The 15,909-nt window shown below is 71.2% G+C and carries 17 protein-coding genes and 1 pseudogene; 7 read left to right on the forward strand and 11 right to left on the reverse strand.

Going from position 1 to position 15,909, the window contains the following annotated elements; genetic code table 11:
* Positions 1-255 precede the first annotated feature (255 nt).
* Positions 256-765 carry a DUF664 domain-containing protein gene (locus tag ACFVH0_RS14285; protein WP_385819891.1) on the reverse strand — a complete coding sequence of 170 codons (510 nt, stop codon included), beginning with the start codon at positions 763-765 and terminating at the stop codon, positions 256-258.
* Between the two features lie 206 nt (positions 766-971).
* Between ACFVH0_RS14285 and ACFVH0_RS14290 the strand changes: the two genes are divergently transcribed.
* On the forward strand, positions 972-1,916 hold the full coding sequence (locus ACFVH0_RS14290) for an aminoglycoside phosphotransferase family protein (protein ID WP_385819893.1): 945 nt from the start codon (positions 972-974) through the stop codon (positions 1,914-1,916).
* A 61-nt stretch (positions 1,917-1,977) separates the two neighbouring features.
* Here the strand turns inward: ACFVH0_RS14290 and ACFVH0_RS14295 are convergent, their stop codons facing one another.
* The 7 genes from ACFVH0_RS14295 to ACFVH0_RS14325 all read right to left on the reverse strand — a co-directional run bounded on the left by ACFVH0_RS14295 (position 1,978) and on the right by ACFVH0_RS14325 (position 6,786).
* The gene (locus ACFVH0_RS14295) at positions 1,978-2,511 is read right to left on the reverse strand and encodes a hypothetical protein (RefSeq protein ID WP_385819895.1); all 534 of its coding nucleotides are present in this window, start codon (positions 2,509-2,511) and stop codon (positions 1,978-1,980) included.
* A gap of 80 nt (positions 2,512-2,591) precedes the next feature.
* Positions 2,592-3,620 (reverse strand): MsnO8 family LLM class oxidoreductase, encoded by a 1,029-nt coding sequence (locus ACFVH0_RS14300; protein ID WP_385820027.1) that lies wholly within the window; start codon positions 3,618-3,620, stop codon positions 2,592-2,594.
* 101 nt (positions 3,621-3,721) lie between these two features.
* Positions 3,722-3,913: a DUF6381 family protein gene (locus tag ACFVH0_RS14305; RefSeq protein WP_259928889.1), complete on the reverse strand. Its 192-nt coding sequence runs from the start codon at positions 3,911-3,913 to the stop codon at positions 3,722-3,724.
* Positions 3,914-3,981: 68 nt separating this feature from the next.
* Positions 3,982-4,440 (reverse strand): hypothetical protein, encoded by a 459-nt coding sequence (locus ACFVH0_RS14310; RefSeq protein WP_385819897.1) that lies wholly within the window; start codon positions 4,438-4,440, stop codon positions 3,982-3,984.
* A 110-nt stretch (positions 4,441-4,550) separates the two neighbouring features.
* Positions 4,551-4,973, reverse strand: a complete 423-nt coding sequence (locus ACFVH0_RS14315) for a hypothetical protein (RefSeq protein WP_385819899.1) — start codon at positions 4,971-4,973, stop codon at positions 4,551-4,553.
* On the reverse strand, positions 4,970-5,368 hold the full coding sequence (locus tag ACFVH0_RS14320; RefSeq protein WP_385819901.1) for a hypothetical protein: 399 nt from the start codon (positions 5,366-5,368) through the stop codon (positions 4,970-4,972). The genes ACFVH0_RS14315 and ACFVH0_RS14320 overlap by 4 nt, the downstream gene beginning before the upstream one ends.
* 68 nt (positions 5,369-5,436) lie before the next feature.
* Positions 5,437-6,786, reverse strand: coding sequence for a M60 family metallopeptidase (locus tag ACFVH0_RS14325; protein WP_385819903.1), 1,350 nt, complete (start codon positions 6,784-6,786; stop codon positions 5,437-5,439).
* A 575-nt stretch (positions 6,787-7,361) separates the two neighbouring features.
* Here ACFVH0_RS14325 and ACFVH0_RS14330 point away from each other — a divergent pair.
* Together ACFVH0_RS14330 and ACFVH0_RS14335 are read left to right on the forward strand one after the other, a co-directional pair.
* Positions 7,362-8,414 (forward strand): tetratricopeptide repeat protein, encoded by a 1,053-nt coding sequence (locus ACFVH0_RS14330; protein ID WP_385819905.1) that lies wholly within the window; start codon positions 7,362-7,364, stop codon positions 8,412-8,414.
* 5 nt (positions 8,415-8,419) lie between these two features.
* Positions 8,420-9,472, forward strand: a complete 1,053-nt coding sequence (locus tag ACFVH0_RS14335; RefSeq protein ID WP_385819906.1) for a polyprenyl synthetase family protein — start codon at positions 8,420-8,422, stop codon at positions 9,470-9,472.
* Positions 9,473-9,497: 25 nt separating this feature from the next.
* Here ACFVH0_RS14335 and ACFVH0_RS14340 read toward each other — a convergent pair whose 3' ends face one another.
* Positions 9,498-10,379 carry a LysR family transcriptional regulator gene (locus tag ACFVH0_RS14340; RefSeq protein WP_385819908.1) on the reverse strand — a complete coding sequence of 294 codons (882 nt, stop codon included), beginning with the start codon at positions 10,377-10,379 and terminating at the stop codon, positions 9,498-9,500.
* Between the two features lie 75 nt (positions 10,380-10,454).
* Here ACFVH0_RS14340 and ACFVH0_RS14345 point away from each other — a divergent pair, with 75 nt between their 5' ends.
* Both ACFVH0_RS14345 and ACFVH0_RS14350 read left to right on the forward strand, forming a co-directional pair.
* Entirely contained in the window at positions 10,455-11,168 is a 714-nt protein-coding gene (locus ACFVH0_RS14345) for a hypothetical protein (RefSeq protein ID WP_385819910.1), read from the forward strand.
* Positions 11,168-11,362 (forward strand): hypothetical protein, encoded by a 195-nt coding sequence (locus ACFVH0_RS14350; protein ID WP_385819912.1) that lies wholly within the window; start codon positions 11,168-11,170, stop codon positions 11,360-11,362. Before ACFVH0_RS14345 ends, ACFVH0_RS14350 begins: the two co-directional genes overlap by 1 nt.
* A 34-nt stretch (positions 11,363-11,396) precedes the next feature.
* Here ACFVH0_RS14350 and ACFVH0_RS14355 read toward each other — a convergent pair.
* Positions 11,397-12,123 (reverse strand): annotated as a pseudogene (locus ACFVH0_RS14355) (2OG-Fe(II) oxygenase).
* Between the two features lie 229 nt (positions 12,124-12,352).
* On the opposite strand from ACFVH0_RS14355, the gene ACFVH0_RS14360 reads away from it, so the two are divergent.
* Both ACFVH0_RS14360 and ACFVH0_RS14365 read left to right on the forward strand, forming a co-directional pair.
* On the forward strand, positions 12,353-13,354 hold the full coding sequence (locus tag ACFVH0_RS14360) for an Acg family FMN-binding oxidoreductase (protein ID WP_385819914.1): 1,002 nt from the start codon (positions 12,353-12,355) through the stop codon (positions 13,352-13,354).
* 207 nt (positions 13,355-13,561) lie between these two features.
* The gene (locus ACFVH0_RS14365; protein WP_385819916.1) at positions 13,562-15,145 is read left to right on the forward strand and encodes a hypothetical protein; all 1,584 of its coding nucleotides are present in this window, start codon (positions 13,562-13,564) and stop codon (positions 15,143-15,145) included.
* A 27-nt stretch (positions 15,146-15,172) separates the two neighbouring features.
* Here the strand turns inward: ACFVH0_RS14365 and ACFVH0_RS14370 are convergent, their stop codons facing one another.
* Complete coding sequence (locus ACFVH0_RS14370) at positions 15,173-15,886, reverse strand: TetR/AcrR family transcriptional regulator (RefSeq protein WP_385819918.1); 714 nt, start codon at positions 15,884-15,886, stop codon at positions 15,173-15,175.
* Positions 15,887-15,909 lie beyond the last annotated feature (23 nt).

Consider the following 15,909-nt stretch of genomic DNA (forward strand, 5'->3'; position numbering starts at 1 on the left):
CCGTCCCCGGGAGCAGGCCCGTCCGATCGCCCCGAGTCGCCAGGCCGGGCTCAGTGCCCGCCGCAGTCCGGCCGTCGTGCAGGTCGGAGCGGTCGAGCGTGTCGGCGATGCCCGAGCCCGCCGGCTCCTCGCACCACCCCGCGAACCAGGGCGGGAGCCTCGCCTTCCATGGCCCGGCCGCCCTCGGCCCGTGCTCGGCGAGCCCGCGGCAGCATGAGGGCCGGGCCCGGCCCGGCCGCTGCGCGACGGCCCGGTCTACCGGCGTTCCAGCGCTCCCCGGACGTAGGCGGCCTGGCCCGCGTGCTGCAGATCGTCCGAGATGACGCTGATCAGCCGGATCCCGAGGGTGACCGGCGGCGACCACGCCTCGTCGACGATGCGGTCGAGCGCCTTGTTGTCGAGCCCGCGCACGAAGCCGAGAGTCCGCTCGTGGACCGCGTCGTGGTAGCCGAGCAGCAGGTCCGCCGAGCCCACCCGCACGGCCGCGACATCCGTACTGCTGTGTCCGTAGCCGGTGTCCTCCTCCGGGAAGGGCAGATCGAAGCGGGAGGCCCAGTCCTCGGAGAACCAGACCTGCTCAACACCGGCCGCGTCCGAGACATGGTCGTCCTGAATACGGGTCAGATGCCAGACGAGCCAGCCGATGGAGTTCGCTCCGTCGTCGAGACGGGCATGGAGGTCGGCACGTGAAAGGCCCTCGACCGCCGAGTGCACCGTCTCCCGGACGCGGCTGAACGCGTCGGTCAAAAGGTCAGCACTTTTCATGCCCTCACCATCGCCGCTGCCGCACCGCTCCCCCGCCACCGACACGCGCCGCGCACCACACCCGCCCCGGTCACCGACGGGGGCCTCCCGCTCCACCTCGGTGTGCGCATAAGGTGGCAGCATGCTTTGACGCCTGCCCGGAAGCCGGGCACCACCGTGATCTCCCTCGTACCCGATCGAATCCTGATCCGACGAAGGAGAGACATATGAGCAACTCCCACCCCATCGACGTCCCCGACGCGTTCGCCGCGTCCTACGGTGGCAACGGCGGTGCGTCCGCCCGCGCCTGGATCGCCGCGCTGCCCGGGCTGGCCACGGACTTCCTGGACCGCTGGAGCCTGCGGGTGGACGGCCCCTCGGCGCACGGCATGGCCTCGCTGGTGCTGCCGGTGACCCGTGCGGACGGCACGCCCGCCGTGCTGAAGCTCCAGGAGGTCACCGAGGAGAACATCGACGCCGTACCGGGTCTGCGGGTGTGGAACGGTGACGGTGTGGTGCATCTGCTCGACCACGACCCGGAGACCGGCACCATGCTGCTGGAACGGCTGGACGCCGCACGGCCGCTGTCGGCGGTGGCCGACGAGACGGTGGCCGTACAGATCCTCGCCGAGCTGCTGGCACGCCTGGTCGCGGTGCCCGCGCCGCCCGGCTTTCGGCGACTGGACGACATCGCGGCGGCCATGCTCGACGAGGTACCGCGCAGCGTGCCGCGCCTGCGCGACCCGGCCGAACGGCGACTGGTACGTACTTGCGCGTCCGCGGTGGCCGAACTCATCGGTGAACCCGGCGACCGCCTGCTGCACTGGGACCTGCATTACGACAACGTCCTCGCCGGGGAGCGGGAACCGTGGCTGGCCATCGATCCGGAACCCCTGGCCGGCGACCCCGGTTTCGATCTGATGCCGGCGATGCACAACCGCTGGGACGAGGTCGTGGCGACCGGCGATGTGCCCCGCGCGGTGCTCCGCCGCTTCGACCGGCTGACCGAGGTGCTCGGCCTGGACCGCCAGCGGGCGATCGGCTGGACGCTGGGCCGTGTCCTGCAGAACACACTGTGGGACATCGAGGACGGCAAGTCCGCCCTGGAGCCATCGCAGCTCGCCATCGCCACCGCCCTGTTGGCCGCCCGGCCACGGCCCAAGGCGGGGTGAAATCCGGTCGGCGCCGCTCAGGCTCGCTTCCTCGTACGTACGGTGGGCGGCGCTCCGGTGGTCACGGAGGTGGTGGCAGGGCGCGTGCGTGCTGGTGCCAGTACTCCGCAATGCCCGCCGTCTGCTTGACGACCTCGTCGGGGCGGGGCGGCGCCGGCCAGAACTGCAAGAGGTACTGATCGGCCGTCGCCTCGCCGGAGAGAATGGCGAGCTCCTCCTCGCGGGCCCGGTCCATGTCGCGTCCGCAGTACCGGACCCGGTGGTCGGTCACGGGCAGATCCAGTGATACGAGCGGGCCGTCGCCCCACGGCAGGACGACCGTGGACGCGGAAGCGGGCCGGAACGCGGCCTCCACCACGTCCTCCCAGCCGTCGTCGAGTTCGGGGGCGCTGTCGTGCACCTCGATGGTCAGCCCCACCTCCCCGGTGTGCAGGCCCGTGACCAGAAACAGGTATCCGGGCACGGCGGCTCCGCAGAGCCCGCCGGCCTGCCCGGCGAAGGTCTTCGACAGCTCGGCGTATGCCTCGTCGGTCCTGCTCTCCACGTAGAACTGCCCGTAAGAGACGGGCAGTTCCCCGCAGTACACCGTTCGCATGCCAACTCCCCCATCGGTGCTGTCCGTCCGGCCCAGGGTAGGCGGGTCGCCCCGCCGTACGGAGCCCCGGGCGCGGGCCGTCACCGGATTGCGGCGGGCCCTGCCCGGTGCGGGGTCAACCGCGCGATGCGGGCCAGGCGGCGCAACGAGTCGAGCAGGGCGACACGGTCGTACGTACTGGTCGTGACGAGCACCTCGTCGGCGCCGGTCTCCTCGATGACCGATTCGAGCTCCGCGGCCACCCCGTCGTCCGTGCCGTACAGGTGGCCGCGCAACCCTCTCTCGTAGAAACCGCGCTCCTTCTCCGTCATGGTCCGCGCCTCGATCTGCTCGGTGGGGGCGAGCGGCGGGAAGACGCCATGGGTCCGGGAGTGGGCCATGGACCACGCTTCCGGGATCAGGATCCGACGGGCCTCCTCCCGGCTTCCGGCCACCGCGATCGTTCCCGCCACGACGACGTACGGCTCCGCCGCCCAGGTGGAGGGGCGGAATTCGCTGCGGTAGCGCTCGACGGCGCGCAGCAGCTTGTCCCGGCCCCGGAGGTCGCCCACCACCAGCGGCAGCCCGGCAGCAGCCGCGATGCCCGCGCCCTCGCCGGTGGCCAGGAGGAACGGCGGGATGCGCAGCCCTTCGGCGGGCAGGGCATGGACCTGCGGGTGGGAGCGCTGTGTGCCGTCCAGCCAGCCGAGCAGTTCGGTGAGCTGTCCGGCGAAGTCCTCGGCAGCGGACTTGTCCCGTCCCAGCGCCTTGCGGATGCCGTCGGTGAAGCCCACCGAGCGGCCGAGGCCCATGTCGATCCGGCCGGGGAAAAGGGACTCCAGCACACCGAACTGCTCGGCCACCAGAAGCGGTTGGTGGTTGGGCAGCATGACGCCGCCGGTGCCGACCCTGATGGTGGAGGTGGCCGCGGCGACGGCTGCGGCCAGCACGGCGGGCGCGGAGCCGGCGACGCCCGGCACGCTGTGGTGCTCGGACACCCAGAACCGGTGGTAGCCGAGCGCCTCGGCCTGCTGGGCGAGGCGCACCGAGTCGCGCAGCGCCTGCGGGCCGTCGTGTCCCGCACGGATGCGGGAGCGGTCGAGAACGGAGAACCGGGTGGATGCGATCACTGAGCTCACACAGTTGTTCAACGTCCGGGGCGCGGCGGCATTCCCCCGGGCTCCCGCGCGGTGCGCGGGAGCCCGGGGGACGGTGCCGGACCTTCCCGGCCTCATTTCATGGGGTAGATGTCCCCACTCGCCATGCCGCTGACCTGTTCGCTCTCCGATTCGATCCTGCGGGCCTTCTCCTTCAGCCGCCGGCGCTCCTCGGGGTCGGTGGCGCGCTCGGCCTCGTTGTTCAGGTCCTTCGCCTTGGCTCGCATCTGCTGCACGCGATTGCGCAGCTCGTCCGACTCACTCATGATCACTCCTTGATGTGCTGGCCCCGCCACGGAGCCGGTCGCCGTCAGTACCGTCCGATGCCGTCGGGTCAGCCTCGGGACCGGTGCCATGGGCATCTGGACCCGGCCGTGCGTGACCATCGGGCATTGGCGCCCAGGAAACCGAGACCGATGCCCAGCATCCAGAAGTCCTTGGCGAGCGGGATGCCGTTCTGGGTGGGGCGAAGACTCCCTGGCTCCCGCATCCCGGGAACCCGGAGGTACAGACCGACCAGCCCCCCGGAGAACCCCGTGAGCGCCAGCCCGGCCAGCCCGGTCGGTACGAAGGGGGCGAGCAGCGTTCCGCCGACCGCGATCTCCGACCAGGCGAGCAGCCGGGTGAACCGCTCCGGGTCGATCTTCTTCAGGAACGGATAGGCGGCACAGGCCATGCCATGCACACCCTGGGCCGTCTCCGCGTCGGCTTTCAGCATTCCCAGACCGGAGTTCAGGATGAACGCACCGGTGGCGAGGCGAGGGGGGACATCGCGTGGTTCGAGGGTCGTCATGGGAGCCTCCGTCCCGTTCTTGGCCCCTCGTCGAGCTTAGCCAGTGGGCGCCGGTAGCGCTTCACGGGAAGAGGGGGGCCGGGCCCGGCCATGGTTCTGGGTTCAAGGATTCAGGCCGTTGCGGGCGCGGGCGCCGCCGGAGCCGCGTTGCCCGTGACCGTGACCTGCTGGCCCCGGCTCGTGGTCTGCGAGGCGGTGCTCAGGCAGCTTCCGGACGACGGGTCGGTGACGGTGGGAAGGCCGCCCGTATGAGCGACGCCCGCCTCGGTACCGACCGGTTTGCCGTACGTCACGGTGATCCGCTGGCCGCAGCCCGTGGAGAGGTAGGGCTCGATGAATCCCTGATCGGCCATCTTGAACCGGCCCGAGGCCGATGGCAGCCCGAAACTGCCGATGTGCGCCACCGGTGCCCCTGTCACCGTCTCGATGACGTCCCCCGTCATCAGCTGCGTCGCCCCGGTCACAGCGGCCCGTTTGAGCACCAGGGAATACATCGTCCCCGGTGTGTAGCGGAACCGGACGGCACAGCTCACTCCGGCACCGCCGTCGGCTCCGTAGGTGCAGTGGTCGTCGGTCGTCGTGGCATCGGCGTGAAGGAGCTGAAGATCGCCTGGAGCACACGGTTCCCGTTCGCGTCCACGGGCTTCGGCTGGAAGCCGGCGTAGGGGCGGGTGCCGCTCTCCAGGGTCGTGTAGTACGCGAAGTAGACGCCGGACGCGTCCGGCGCGGAGTCCACGGCCATCGGCAGCGTCAGCGTCGACACGGGTGTGGGTGCGTTCGTGGTCCAGCGGAGGATCGGCGTGGAGGCCCAGGACTGTCCCGCCGCACCGACCGCGAGCAGTGTGGTGGCGGCGAGAACCGTGCCCGGCCTCATGAGGCGACGCAGATGCCCGCGGGCGGGCGTACCCGAGCGAGTCAATGATGTCATGCGCATGTCATTTCCTTTCTTTTGCGGCCCGGCCCCGCGACCCCTCCGGGCCGCGGGGCCGGGCCCGATCAGTCGGTGAGTGTGCTGGGGTCGACGGGCGGCTTCGGCAGGCCCAGTGCCGCGAGCGCGGCGACGCCCGCGGAGTCGATCGGCAGGGCCCACTTCCGGACGAAGAAGTCGGTGAGGTCGTATCCGGCGGTGCGGCCGGCACAGCTCGCCAGGGCCAGGTACTGGCGGGCGTTGATGACGGGGTCGTGCGTGTAGTCGTCGACCGGGGCGTCGTGCTGGTGCTCACTGCGTACGAGCCGGTGCAGCTCCGGCCAGAAGCCCTCGCCGAAGGCCAGCTCCAACTGCCGGAGCGGGACGAGCTTTTCGTACGCGCCGAAGGTCTTCTCGTAGCTGATTCCGCTGGTGCCGAGCTTCGGCAGCGCGGTCTGGAAGTGGTTCAGCCCGGTCTTCGGGTCGACCGTCAGCAGGTTGGAGGTCTGGCCGAGGGTACGTTGTGCGGCCAGTGAGTAGATGTTGACGGTGACTTCGGTCAACTGGTCGGCCTGATAGGCGCCTTGCTGGTGGAGGTGGCCGAGCTCGTGGTACAGCCCCCAGCCCCGCGTGGTGAGGCCCGCAACCGTGCACAGCCGGTCCATGTAGGCGCGCGGGAAGCCGTTGTACCCGTGCCAGGCGTAGGCCCCCACCCCGCTGGGCACGACACTGACCTCGTTGAAGTGGTAGCGGCCCGCCTTGGGGCGGTTGAGCCGCCCTCTGCCGTCCAGGCCGCTGACGCGCGCATGGCTGTCGATGACGGTGTCGAACAGTTCCATCAGCTTCGCGTGGTCCTCGCCCCGGTAGAGCAGCGCGCCTTCGCGGGTGAGGGTGAGGATCGCCTGATCGGTGATCAACTCGACCCAGGGGACGTCGTTCTTCTCGTCGAGTTGCCGCTGGAAGACTGCTTCATCGGTGCGGCCGAGCTCGAAGACCGCCATGCGCGGGATGCCGGGGCCGAAGGTGACGGCGGCACGCTCGCCCTGTCCGGCGAAGCTCAGGTAGATCGGGCCGCCATGGGCGTCGCCGACCGTGTTGCGGCCCGGGCGCAGCGGGAAGGCGCGCGGCTCCTGGAGCGCGGCGTCCTCGTTGTAGTAGTCGAAGGTGCCGATGTGCAGCACCGGTACGCGGCCGCCCGCCGGACGGACCGTCACCGAAATGGGCCGGCCCGCCGGGGCGTACCGGCCGGTGGGGATGAAGTCGCTGGACCGGAGGGCGCGGGCCAGTCGCATGCGCTCGCTCTCGGCGTCCGGAAACGCCTTGACCAGGAGCGTGTCCCCCGAGCCGTGCCCGCCCTGCCGGGCGGTGGCCGGACCCGCGCCCAGCAGGGTTGCCGCGCCGGCCCCGGCGAGGGAGCCGAGGACGGTCCGGCGGCTCATGGCACGCGAGACAGAGCCTTCCAATGTGCCGGGGGCCGGGGTGGTGAACGGTGATCGGGCAGGACGCATCCGGGAACTCCCTTGGGGATCAACGGAATCGGAGGGTCGTGGGGGCTGCGCGTCAGCATGTAAGCGATTGCCATGGGACGCAAGGGGCTCTCAAATATTTCTGTCTTTTACTATGGCCAGGGCATGTGGTGGTGACAGTAACCGCTAACACTCACCGGCATTACGGGTGGGTTCGGAGACGTCGGGCAGTTCCGGCCCGACGGCCACGTACCGGACATGGGACAGCAGCCCCGCCGTAGCGGCGATGTCGACTTCCGTTGATCGCGGAGCAACCTCGGACGCACGACCGTCGTCTTGATCCATAACAAGCCCGATCCACAACAAGCCCGATCCGCAGCAAGGTGGTTCGCCACAAGCGACAGCCGCCGGCAGCAGCCACATCCGAAAGCCCCGACCGATCCCCCACGAGCTCCCGGGTTCGCCGAGCAGGCAACTATGCACCGCATGTATACATCGAGCGCATAGCCATGCCCTGTTCCGGTCCGGTCCGTGCACGAAAGGCTCCCATGCACAACAAGGCACTGGCGCCCGAGTACCAAGGCGCCCTCACCAAGATGTCGGTGAACTCCTCTCTCGCAGACGTACTGGCAGAAGGAGAACGCCACTTGAGGGAGGCCGAACTCTCCGGTTCACAGCAGGAGGTTGCCCGGTGCGGGCTCGCCGTCGCCGAGGCGCACCGCCGTCTCGGCAATGTGACGGAGGCCGATCGGGCCTGGAAGGCCAGTTACCGGTCCGCCCGCTCGGCCGGCGACCTCGGGGCGATGGCCTGGGCCCTGTGGAGCGGCGGGACTCTGGCCAGGCAGCGCGGTGAACTCAGGCTCGCCTTCCGCCTGTTGGGGCTCGCCGCCGACATGGGCAAGCGCGGCGGGGACATAGTCGCGCGCGGCTACTCCCTCGCCGGCCTCGCGGAGACCGGCCGCATCCAGGGCGACTACCGCACCGTCGCCGCGCTGCACGAGCAGCTGCTCGCCGAGGCACGTGCGCGCGGCGAGGCACGGCACACCGTGTGGGCACTGGAGGGCATCGCGCAGATCCACCGGAACACGGGCTCGCTCGACACCGCTCTGGCCATGTTCGAGGAGGCGGCCGAGCTGGCCGGCAATGCGGACGACCGGCGCGGCCGGGCGTGGGCCCTGCGCGGCATGGCCGACATCATCTCCCTGCGGGACGATCCGGAGCGCGCCCTGGAACTGCTCGCGGAGGCCGAACTCACCTGCCGTGAAATGAAGTTGTCCAGCGCCCTCGCCTACAACCACAAGATGCGCGCCAATGTCCTCTTCCGCGCCGGGCGGTACGAGGAGGCGCGCGGGATGTACGAGGAGGCGCTCGCGGAGTTCCGTGCCATGACCGAGCCCCGGGGCGAGGCCCTGGCCCGGCTGGGACTCGTCAAATCGCTGGCCCGGCTCGGCCGAGACCGCGATGACACCGCGGCGGACCTGCACGAACTGCGCCGCACTCTCAGCCGGATCGGCCTGCTCAACGCCCGGGACATGGTGGACAAGGCGTACGCCGAACTCGGTGTGGCGCCGGTCGACGGCGGCACGGACGAGAAGAGCTGACGACGATGACACCACCGCCCGCAACCCGTCAGGCCGCGCCGCCGGAGGCGCTCGCCCGCTGCCGCGACCAGGTGCGCCCGGCTCTCGCGCAGGCCGTGCGGCGGCTGCATCCATGGCATGCGGAGATGGCGGCCTTCTCCCTCGGGTGGGCCACGGCGGACGGCAGCCCCGCCCCGGGCTCACAGGGCAAGGGTATCCGCCAGGCACTCACACTGCTCAGCGCCGAGGCCGCAGGCGCACCGGCGCAGGAAGCGGTGGTCGGTGCCGTCGCCGTGGAGCTGATCCATGTCTTCTCGCTCCTCCACGACGACATCATGGACGGCGACGAGACCCGCCGGCAGCGCGCCACCGTGTGGAAGGCGTACGGAACCGGCCCGGCGATCCTCGCGGGCGACGCGCTCTTCGCGCTGGCCGTGCAGACCCTGGCCGAAGCGCCCGGAAGGCACAGTGCGGCGGCGGTCCGGCAGCTCGCCGGGACGCTGACCGATCTGGTGCGCGGCCAGGCCGACGACCTGCTCTTCGAGTCCAGGCCGTGGAGCGGCCCCGAAGCGGTGCAGCCGCACGAGTACCGGTGGATGGCCGAGAACAAGACGGGTGCGCTGCTGGGCTGTGCGGCCGGCCTGGGCGCCGTGCTCGCGGGTGCCCCGGCCGCCACCGTCGAGGCCCTCTCCCGGGCGGGCCGGCATCTCGGGGTGGCGTTCCAGGCGGTGGACGATCTCCTGGGGGCATGGGGCGATCCCGAGGTCACGGGCAAGCCCGTGCACAGCGATCTGCGCCGGCTGAAGAAGACGTACCCCGTCCTCTCGGCGCTGGCCACGGACCATCCCGCCGCCCACCGGCTCGCCCTGCTGCTCGGCACCGGAGACCCGCTCGACGACTCCGGGGCCCGGCGGGCGGCCGAGCTCGTCGAGGAGGCCGGCGGACGCACCGCCACCCTGGCCGAGGCCCACCGGCAGCTGGACATCGCACGGCGCAGCCTGGGGACCGTTCCGCTCGCTCCGGCCGCGCTCGGCGAGATCCTGGCGCTGTTCCCGTACCTCATCGACCGCACCGGGTGACCGTCTCTTCCTCGCCGCCCCCGCGTCAGCCGGTGAGTGCGGCGACGAGTGCCTGAGCGACGGCCGACGGGGCCCGGGGATGGAGCACTTCGGTGCGGTGGACCAGGCGAGGGGCGGACAGCCGGATACCGGCGGTGCCCGGCAGGGCGGGGGCGAGGGAGAGGGGCAGGGCCGCCAGCCCGTGTCCTGCGGCCACGAGCGTCCCGAGGCCGTGCACATCGGTTCCGCGGTACGTGAGGTGCGGGCGGAATCCGTCGGTGTTGGCGGCGGCGCGCAGCTGGGCGAGCGGAACGGCGGTGTCGGGGGCGTCGATCCAGTGGGCGTCGGCCAGGTCGAAGAGGCGCAGGGTCCGCCGGTGTTCCAGTGGGTGGCCGGCGGGGAGGAGGACGGCCAGGGGCTGCTCGGCCACGGCCAGCCCGGTCACGGGTCCTGTGTCGGGCGTCGGCAGTGGGTCGCTGGGGGCCGCCGCGCCGTCGATCAGACCCAGGTCCGCGGCTCCGGTGAGCACCGCCTGCGCCACTGCCGCCCGTCCGAGCATCTGGACGTCCACTGCGAGCCCCGGCGTGTCGGTGCGCAGGCGGGCCAGGTCCCCGGCGACGCGGGGTGTGAGGGCGGCGGGACTGCAGGCGAGGGTCAGCGCGGCGGTGTGCGTCCGTCCGACCCTGGCCACATCGGCTCGGGCGGCGTTGAGGCGGAGCAGCAGCGGGGAGGCGTGCTCCATGAGTCTCTCGCCCGCCGCTGTCGGTCCGACGGGGCGGCGGTTCACCAGCCGGGTGCCGAGGTCGTTCTCCAGGGCGGCGATGTGCTGCGACACGGCGGACTGGGTGTAGCCCAGTGCCTGGGCGGCGGCGGAGAAGGAATGGTGCTCGACGACGGCGACGAAGGTACGCAGCAGATGCGGATCCATGAGTATCAGTATTGCTGATACTGGATGCACCGATCATCGTTGGACGTGATGCGGAAGCTGGGCTTCGATGGGCTCATGACCCACACCGCACGTATCGCCCTGGTCGGCGACCGGGATCCGGCCGTCCGCTCCCACACCCGCGTCCCCCTTCTGCTGGACTCCCTCCGCGATCGCGACGGCCTGGACCTCGATGCCTACTGGATCCCCACGCAGGAGGCCGAGGAGGGCATCGAGGGGTTCGACGCGGTCTGGATGCTGCCCGGCAGCCCGTACCGCAGCGAGGCGGGGGCGCTCGCGGCCATCCGTACCGCCCGCGAGAACAGCATCCCGTTCCTGGGCACCTGCGGGGGTTTCCAGCACGCCCTGCTGGAATACGCCCGCAATGTGTGCGGCCTGGCGGGCGCGGGTCACACCGAGAACGCGCCGCTGACCGCCGCCGAGGACGCGGTCCTCATCCCGCTCGCCTGCTCACTGGTCGGCCACGAGGGTGCGATCGAGCTCGCCGACGGCTCGTGGGCCGCCCAACTCCTGGGCGCCGAACGTACGGTGGAGCGCTACTACTGCAACTACGGCCCCAATCCGCGCCATCTCGAACTGCTGCGGTCGCACGGACTGTGCTTCACGGGCATCGATGACGCGGGCGAGGTCCGGATCGCCGAACTGCCCGGACACCCCTTCTTCCTCGCCACCCTCTTCCAGCCCGAACTGCACGGCGACGGCACCAGACCCCACCCCCTGATCACGGGACTGGCCGAGGCCGCGGCCCGGCACGCGAAGGGCTCGCTCTGATGCGCATGGTGCCTGACCACACCTCCCGGGGCCGGCGAGCGCGTGCCATGGCCCTGGTCACCGCCTATCTGCGGGCCTGTACGGTCCCCGACGCGTACGCCGCAAGCCCCCTGGCCCCGGTTCCGGACGCAGCGCTGGCCGCCGCCCGCACCGACCCGCCGGGGCACCCCGGCCTCCGGCCCGGGGGCCCGTAGCCGGCCGGCGGGGGCCCGTGTCACGGGAGGCGGTTCACTGCGCGTCGTGGAAGACGAGGCCGAGGGTGCGGCGCCGGCCGGAGCGGACGGTGCTGACTCCGTGGCGCATGGGCGCCCGTGACCAGCCGCGCTTGGAGGCCACCGGCCGGTCACGGGTGGTGAAGACCAGTCCGTGGCCCTGGAGAAGGGCGGTGGCCGATCCGCGGGACTGCGCCCGGGGCCGCTGTTCGGTCATGAGGAACTCACCACCGGTGTAGTCGGCGCCGGGCACGTCGAGTCCGATGACGACCTGGAGCGGGAAGAGCATGTCACCGAATACGTCGCGGTGCAGGGCGTTCCAGTCTCCGGCACCGTAACTCAAAAGGATCTGGGCGGACTTGGACTGCCCCGCCGCGTATTCCGATCCATTCGGCCAGCCCGTCGGGCCATGGCACGTTTGTGCCCAGCTTCGCGGACCAGTCGCGGGCGATGGGCAGCAGGTGCGGGTGGAACGCCTCCCGCAGCTCCCCTGCCACTGCGGGCAGAACGTGGGTGAAGTAGCGGTACTGACCGGAGCCGAACCGGTGGCGGGCCATGTCGACGGTGGAGCGGAAGCGCTCGGTCTCGTCGTACAGGGCGGCGATCTCCCGGCACTGGGCGGGGGTGAGCAGTCGCCCGGTCGGTGCTCTGCCGTATGCGGCGATCTCGTCGGTGAGTGCGGCCCAGTCGGTGGCGTCGACCTGGTCGCGCACGGATCCGGCCGGGTGTGTCGTGTCCGTCATGGGCCTGGTTCCTGATTCCTGGTTCTTGTCCCTGGTTCATCGCTGTGCGGAGTCCGGTGCCGTGCCGAACGGGCGGCCGGAGGCCCCTGTGGTCGATGCTGGCTCGCACGGAGCACCGGGTCCGGCGCTGTTCGGACATCGCGCTGCGTGATCGGGCCTCTCGCTCCGGGAGCCCGCCGGACGTGGGACGGTGGAAGGACACAGTGCACTGCGCCGCGGGAGGTGACGGATGCCTGCACAGCCGCTCGACGACACGATGCTGAAGGAACTCGTTGCCGATGCCACTGCCGCCCCGTCCATGCACAACGCCCAGCCCTGGTGGTTCCGGTACGGGCGGGCCGGCCGGACGCTCACGCTCCGGGCGGAGTTCGACCGTGAGATGCCGGAGGCGGACCCGTCCACGCGCGGCCTGCACGTGGGGTGCGGTGCGGCGCTGCTGAATCTTCGGGTATCGGCGTCGTACCGGGGCCTGGATACGGTGACCACACTGCTTCCGGTTCCCACCGATCCGGCCGTCGTGGCGACCGTCCGTCTGTCGGAGCGCCGCGGCGGACCCGCTCAGCCGGCGGATGCGGCCCTCGCCGCTCTGCACCCCGCGATCCGGGACCGTCACACCAGCCGCTTCCCGTTCGACGACCGGGTGGTCCCCGACGACGTCCGTGCGCGCCTCGTCGACGCGGCCCGCGTCGAGGAAGCCGACTTCGCGTTTCTGCCACCGGAGCACCTGGAACGGTTGCTCGTACTGATCCGGGACGCCGAGGGTTTCGACCTGCGCGATCCGGCGAGGGAGGCGGAGCAGCGCTACTGGACCCGGGACACCGGGGTGGAGGCGCCGGTCGACGGCGTCCCGGACTACGCCTTCGGCCCCACCGACGCATCGGGCAGAGCGATCAACCGGGACTTCGCCGGGACGGATGTCATTCCGGGCCGAGCACAGGCCCTGTTCGAGGACCGGCCGCAGCTCGCCCTGCTCCGTACCGTGCGCGACCGCCCGGTGAACTGGCTGCGCGCCGGTCAGGCCCTGGAGCGCGTCCTGCTCACCGCCGTACAGCACGGGCTCGTCGCCTCGTTCGCGACGCAGCCCCTGGAATGGCCGGAGCTCCGGCACCTGCTGCGCGACCCGGCTCTCGGCACGGGTCACCCGCAGATGATCGTGCGTCTCGGGTACGGCCCCGAGGGACCGTGCACACCTCGTCGCCCCGTGTCCGAGGTGCTGCAGATCGAGCCCTGACGGATGGCCGGAGGCACGGTCCCGCTCGGCGGCGATGCCTTCGACGACTCGCTCGGGCCGTGCTCCCGCGCCCCCGCCGGCAGAGCACACCCGCCCCGGACGCCACCCCTCGCGCCACTACTAATTCGTATTAGTACCTTGACTTCCTCCATCGGCGGGTTCGAAGCTGAGCGCCACCCACAGTGAACACGCATGAGTGAGGACGCCATGAGTGAGATCACCCGCAGAGGGTTCGGCCGCATGGCCGGGCTGGCAGTGCTGGCCGCAGGATTCACCGCCGGGACGGGATGTGTGGGCACGGCCGTCGCCGCCACCACCCAGGAACCGTTCGAGCTGCGCCACCTCAGTACGTTCGACCAGCGGCGCTACTTCACCTACCCCACCCACAACGGCTTCGTCGACGCCGATCGCATCGTGCTCGGGCAGCGGGAGACCGGGGCCACGAGCCTGTGGAAGGTGAATCTGCGGACCGGTGAGGAGCGGTTCCTGGCACGGTTCGCCACCCCTGCGGGCGACCGGAATCCGTTCGTCTGGTGGAACATCCACTCCGGACGCCTCGTCACCTGCGCCGAGAACGCGGTCTGGCTGATCGACCTGGCAGCCCCCTCGCCCGTGAAGCTCTACTCACCGCCGCCGGGCCGCGAGCTCAGTGTCGTCGTCAATCTGCATCCGGCGGGCGACCGGGTGCTGTGCAGCCACTACCCGGCGCCGATCACCGCCGGTCCCACCACGGCGGTGGAGATCGAACTCGCGGGCGGCCGGGTGCGGGAGGTCTACTCCGGCGACGCGTTCGCCACCCACTTCCAGTACAGCGCCCACGATCCGGAATGGATCGGCTACGCGCTCGGCGGCAACATCCACTCCTGGGCCCTGCACCCGGTCCACGCGCCGCACGGCAAGATGATCTGGGACCAGGCCGCCGCGGGTGTCCCGGTCGGCACCCACGGCGTGTGGAAGTCCCGCGCCGAAACCGGGTCTCTCGTCGTGGGCATCGGCGGCAATTCGTCGGGGCTGTGGATGGTCGACCCGGACGACCGGCCGGACCGGCTGGTGGCGCCGGGGCCGTCCGGCGCGAACGGTGCGTACAACCACTGCGACCTCACCGCGGACGGCCGCTGGGCGGTCACCGACACCAACGGCCGCAACGGCTCGGCACGCGGACAGGTGGGCGCGGTGGCCCTGGTGGACCTGACCGGCGTACACCCGCCGCGCACGCTCGGCCTGGTGGGCTGGGGCTCCGCCCATCCCGGCCACCCCCATCCGGCCTTCTCGCCCGATGGCCGCATGGTCGCCTTCACCGACACGGAGGCCGCCACCGACCGTACCCGTGTGGTGCTCTGCGATTCGCGCGGCAGTTGGACGCCGCGTCCGCTGGACTGGGTGGCGGAGGCGGAAGAGCTGGCGCTCTCCGTCTCGGGCGGGCGCGCCGAGGTCTTCGCCGATCCCCAATGCGGCGCGGGCCACGGCGTGCTGTTCACTCCGGCCGCGACCGGTAACGCGCTGACCTGCACGTTCCAGTCTCCGGAAGCCGGGCTGCGCACCCTGCGCCTGCGGGTGAAGCGGCACGATTCCCGAGGCATCTACCGGCTGTCGGTGAACGGCACGACGGTGGGAACACCGCTCGACCTCTACAGCCCGGTGATGACCTACGCCGAGCCGGAGTTCGGCCAGGTGTCCGTGCGGGCGGGCACCAACACGCTCCGGCTGACCCACGTCGGGCAGCACACGGACAGCACCGGAACCCCCGGGACCTGTGCCATCGACCGGATCGGCCTGCGACGCGCCGGCTAGGACCACTCGCGGGGCGTGCCGGACCCTTCAGTCCCTTCCAGGGGCGCGGGCGGCGATGGCGTCCAGCATCAGGTCCAGTGCGAGATGGAAGTTGGCGTCGTCGTCGACCGAGGCCAAGTAGGGGGCCGCCGCGGCGATATGGGGATGGGTCGCGGCGGGTACGGCGGCGTACTCGCCGGACCAGGCGGACTCGTCGCCGCGGCGGGTCTGGGCGTCGAGCGTGCAGTGGGTGGCGTCCATGCACGACCGGGCCAGCAGGAAGTCCACCAGCGCACGGCAGTGGCGCACCGCCTGTTCGGGCGGGAATCCCGCGTCGGACAGCGCCGTGAGGATCATCTCGACCACCCGCATCTCGGCCGGTCGCCGTGTGATGCGTACCGTGACGAGCACGGCGGCGCGCGGGTGCGAGAGATAGACCTTGCGCATGCGGATGAAGAGCCTGCGCAGGGTCTGCCGCCAGTCACCGGAGGGCTCGAACCCTTCGATGCCCTCCTCCAGCAGGTGGTCCGCCACCGACAGCAGCAGATCGTCCTTGTTGCGGAAGTGCCGGTTGAGCGCCGCCGGGTCGGCGCCCAGTTGGGCGCCGATCCGGCGGAACGTCAGTGCGTCGGCGCCTTCGGCGTCCATCAGCGCGAGGCACGCCTCAACGATGAGCCGAGGGGTGAGCGACGGCCGCGGGCGGCCGGAGTCGGCCCGCTTCCCCTTCTCCGCGGCAGCCCGCTTCCCCGTACGTGACTCCACTGCGCACTCCTTCGCTCCGGTCA

The organism is Streptomyces sp. NPDC127117, from assembly GCF_042677325.1.
Classification (GTDB): domain Bacteria; phylum Actinomycetota; class Actinomycetes; order Streptomycetales; family Streptomycetaceae; genus Streptomyces.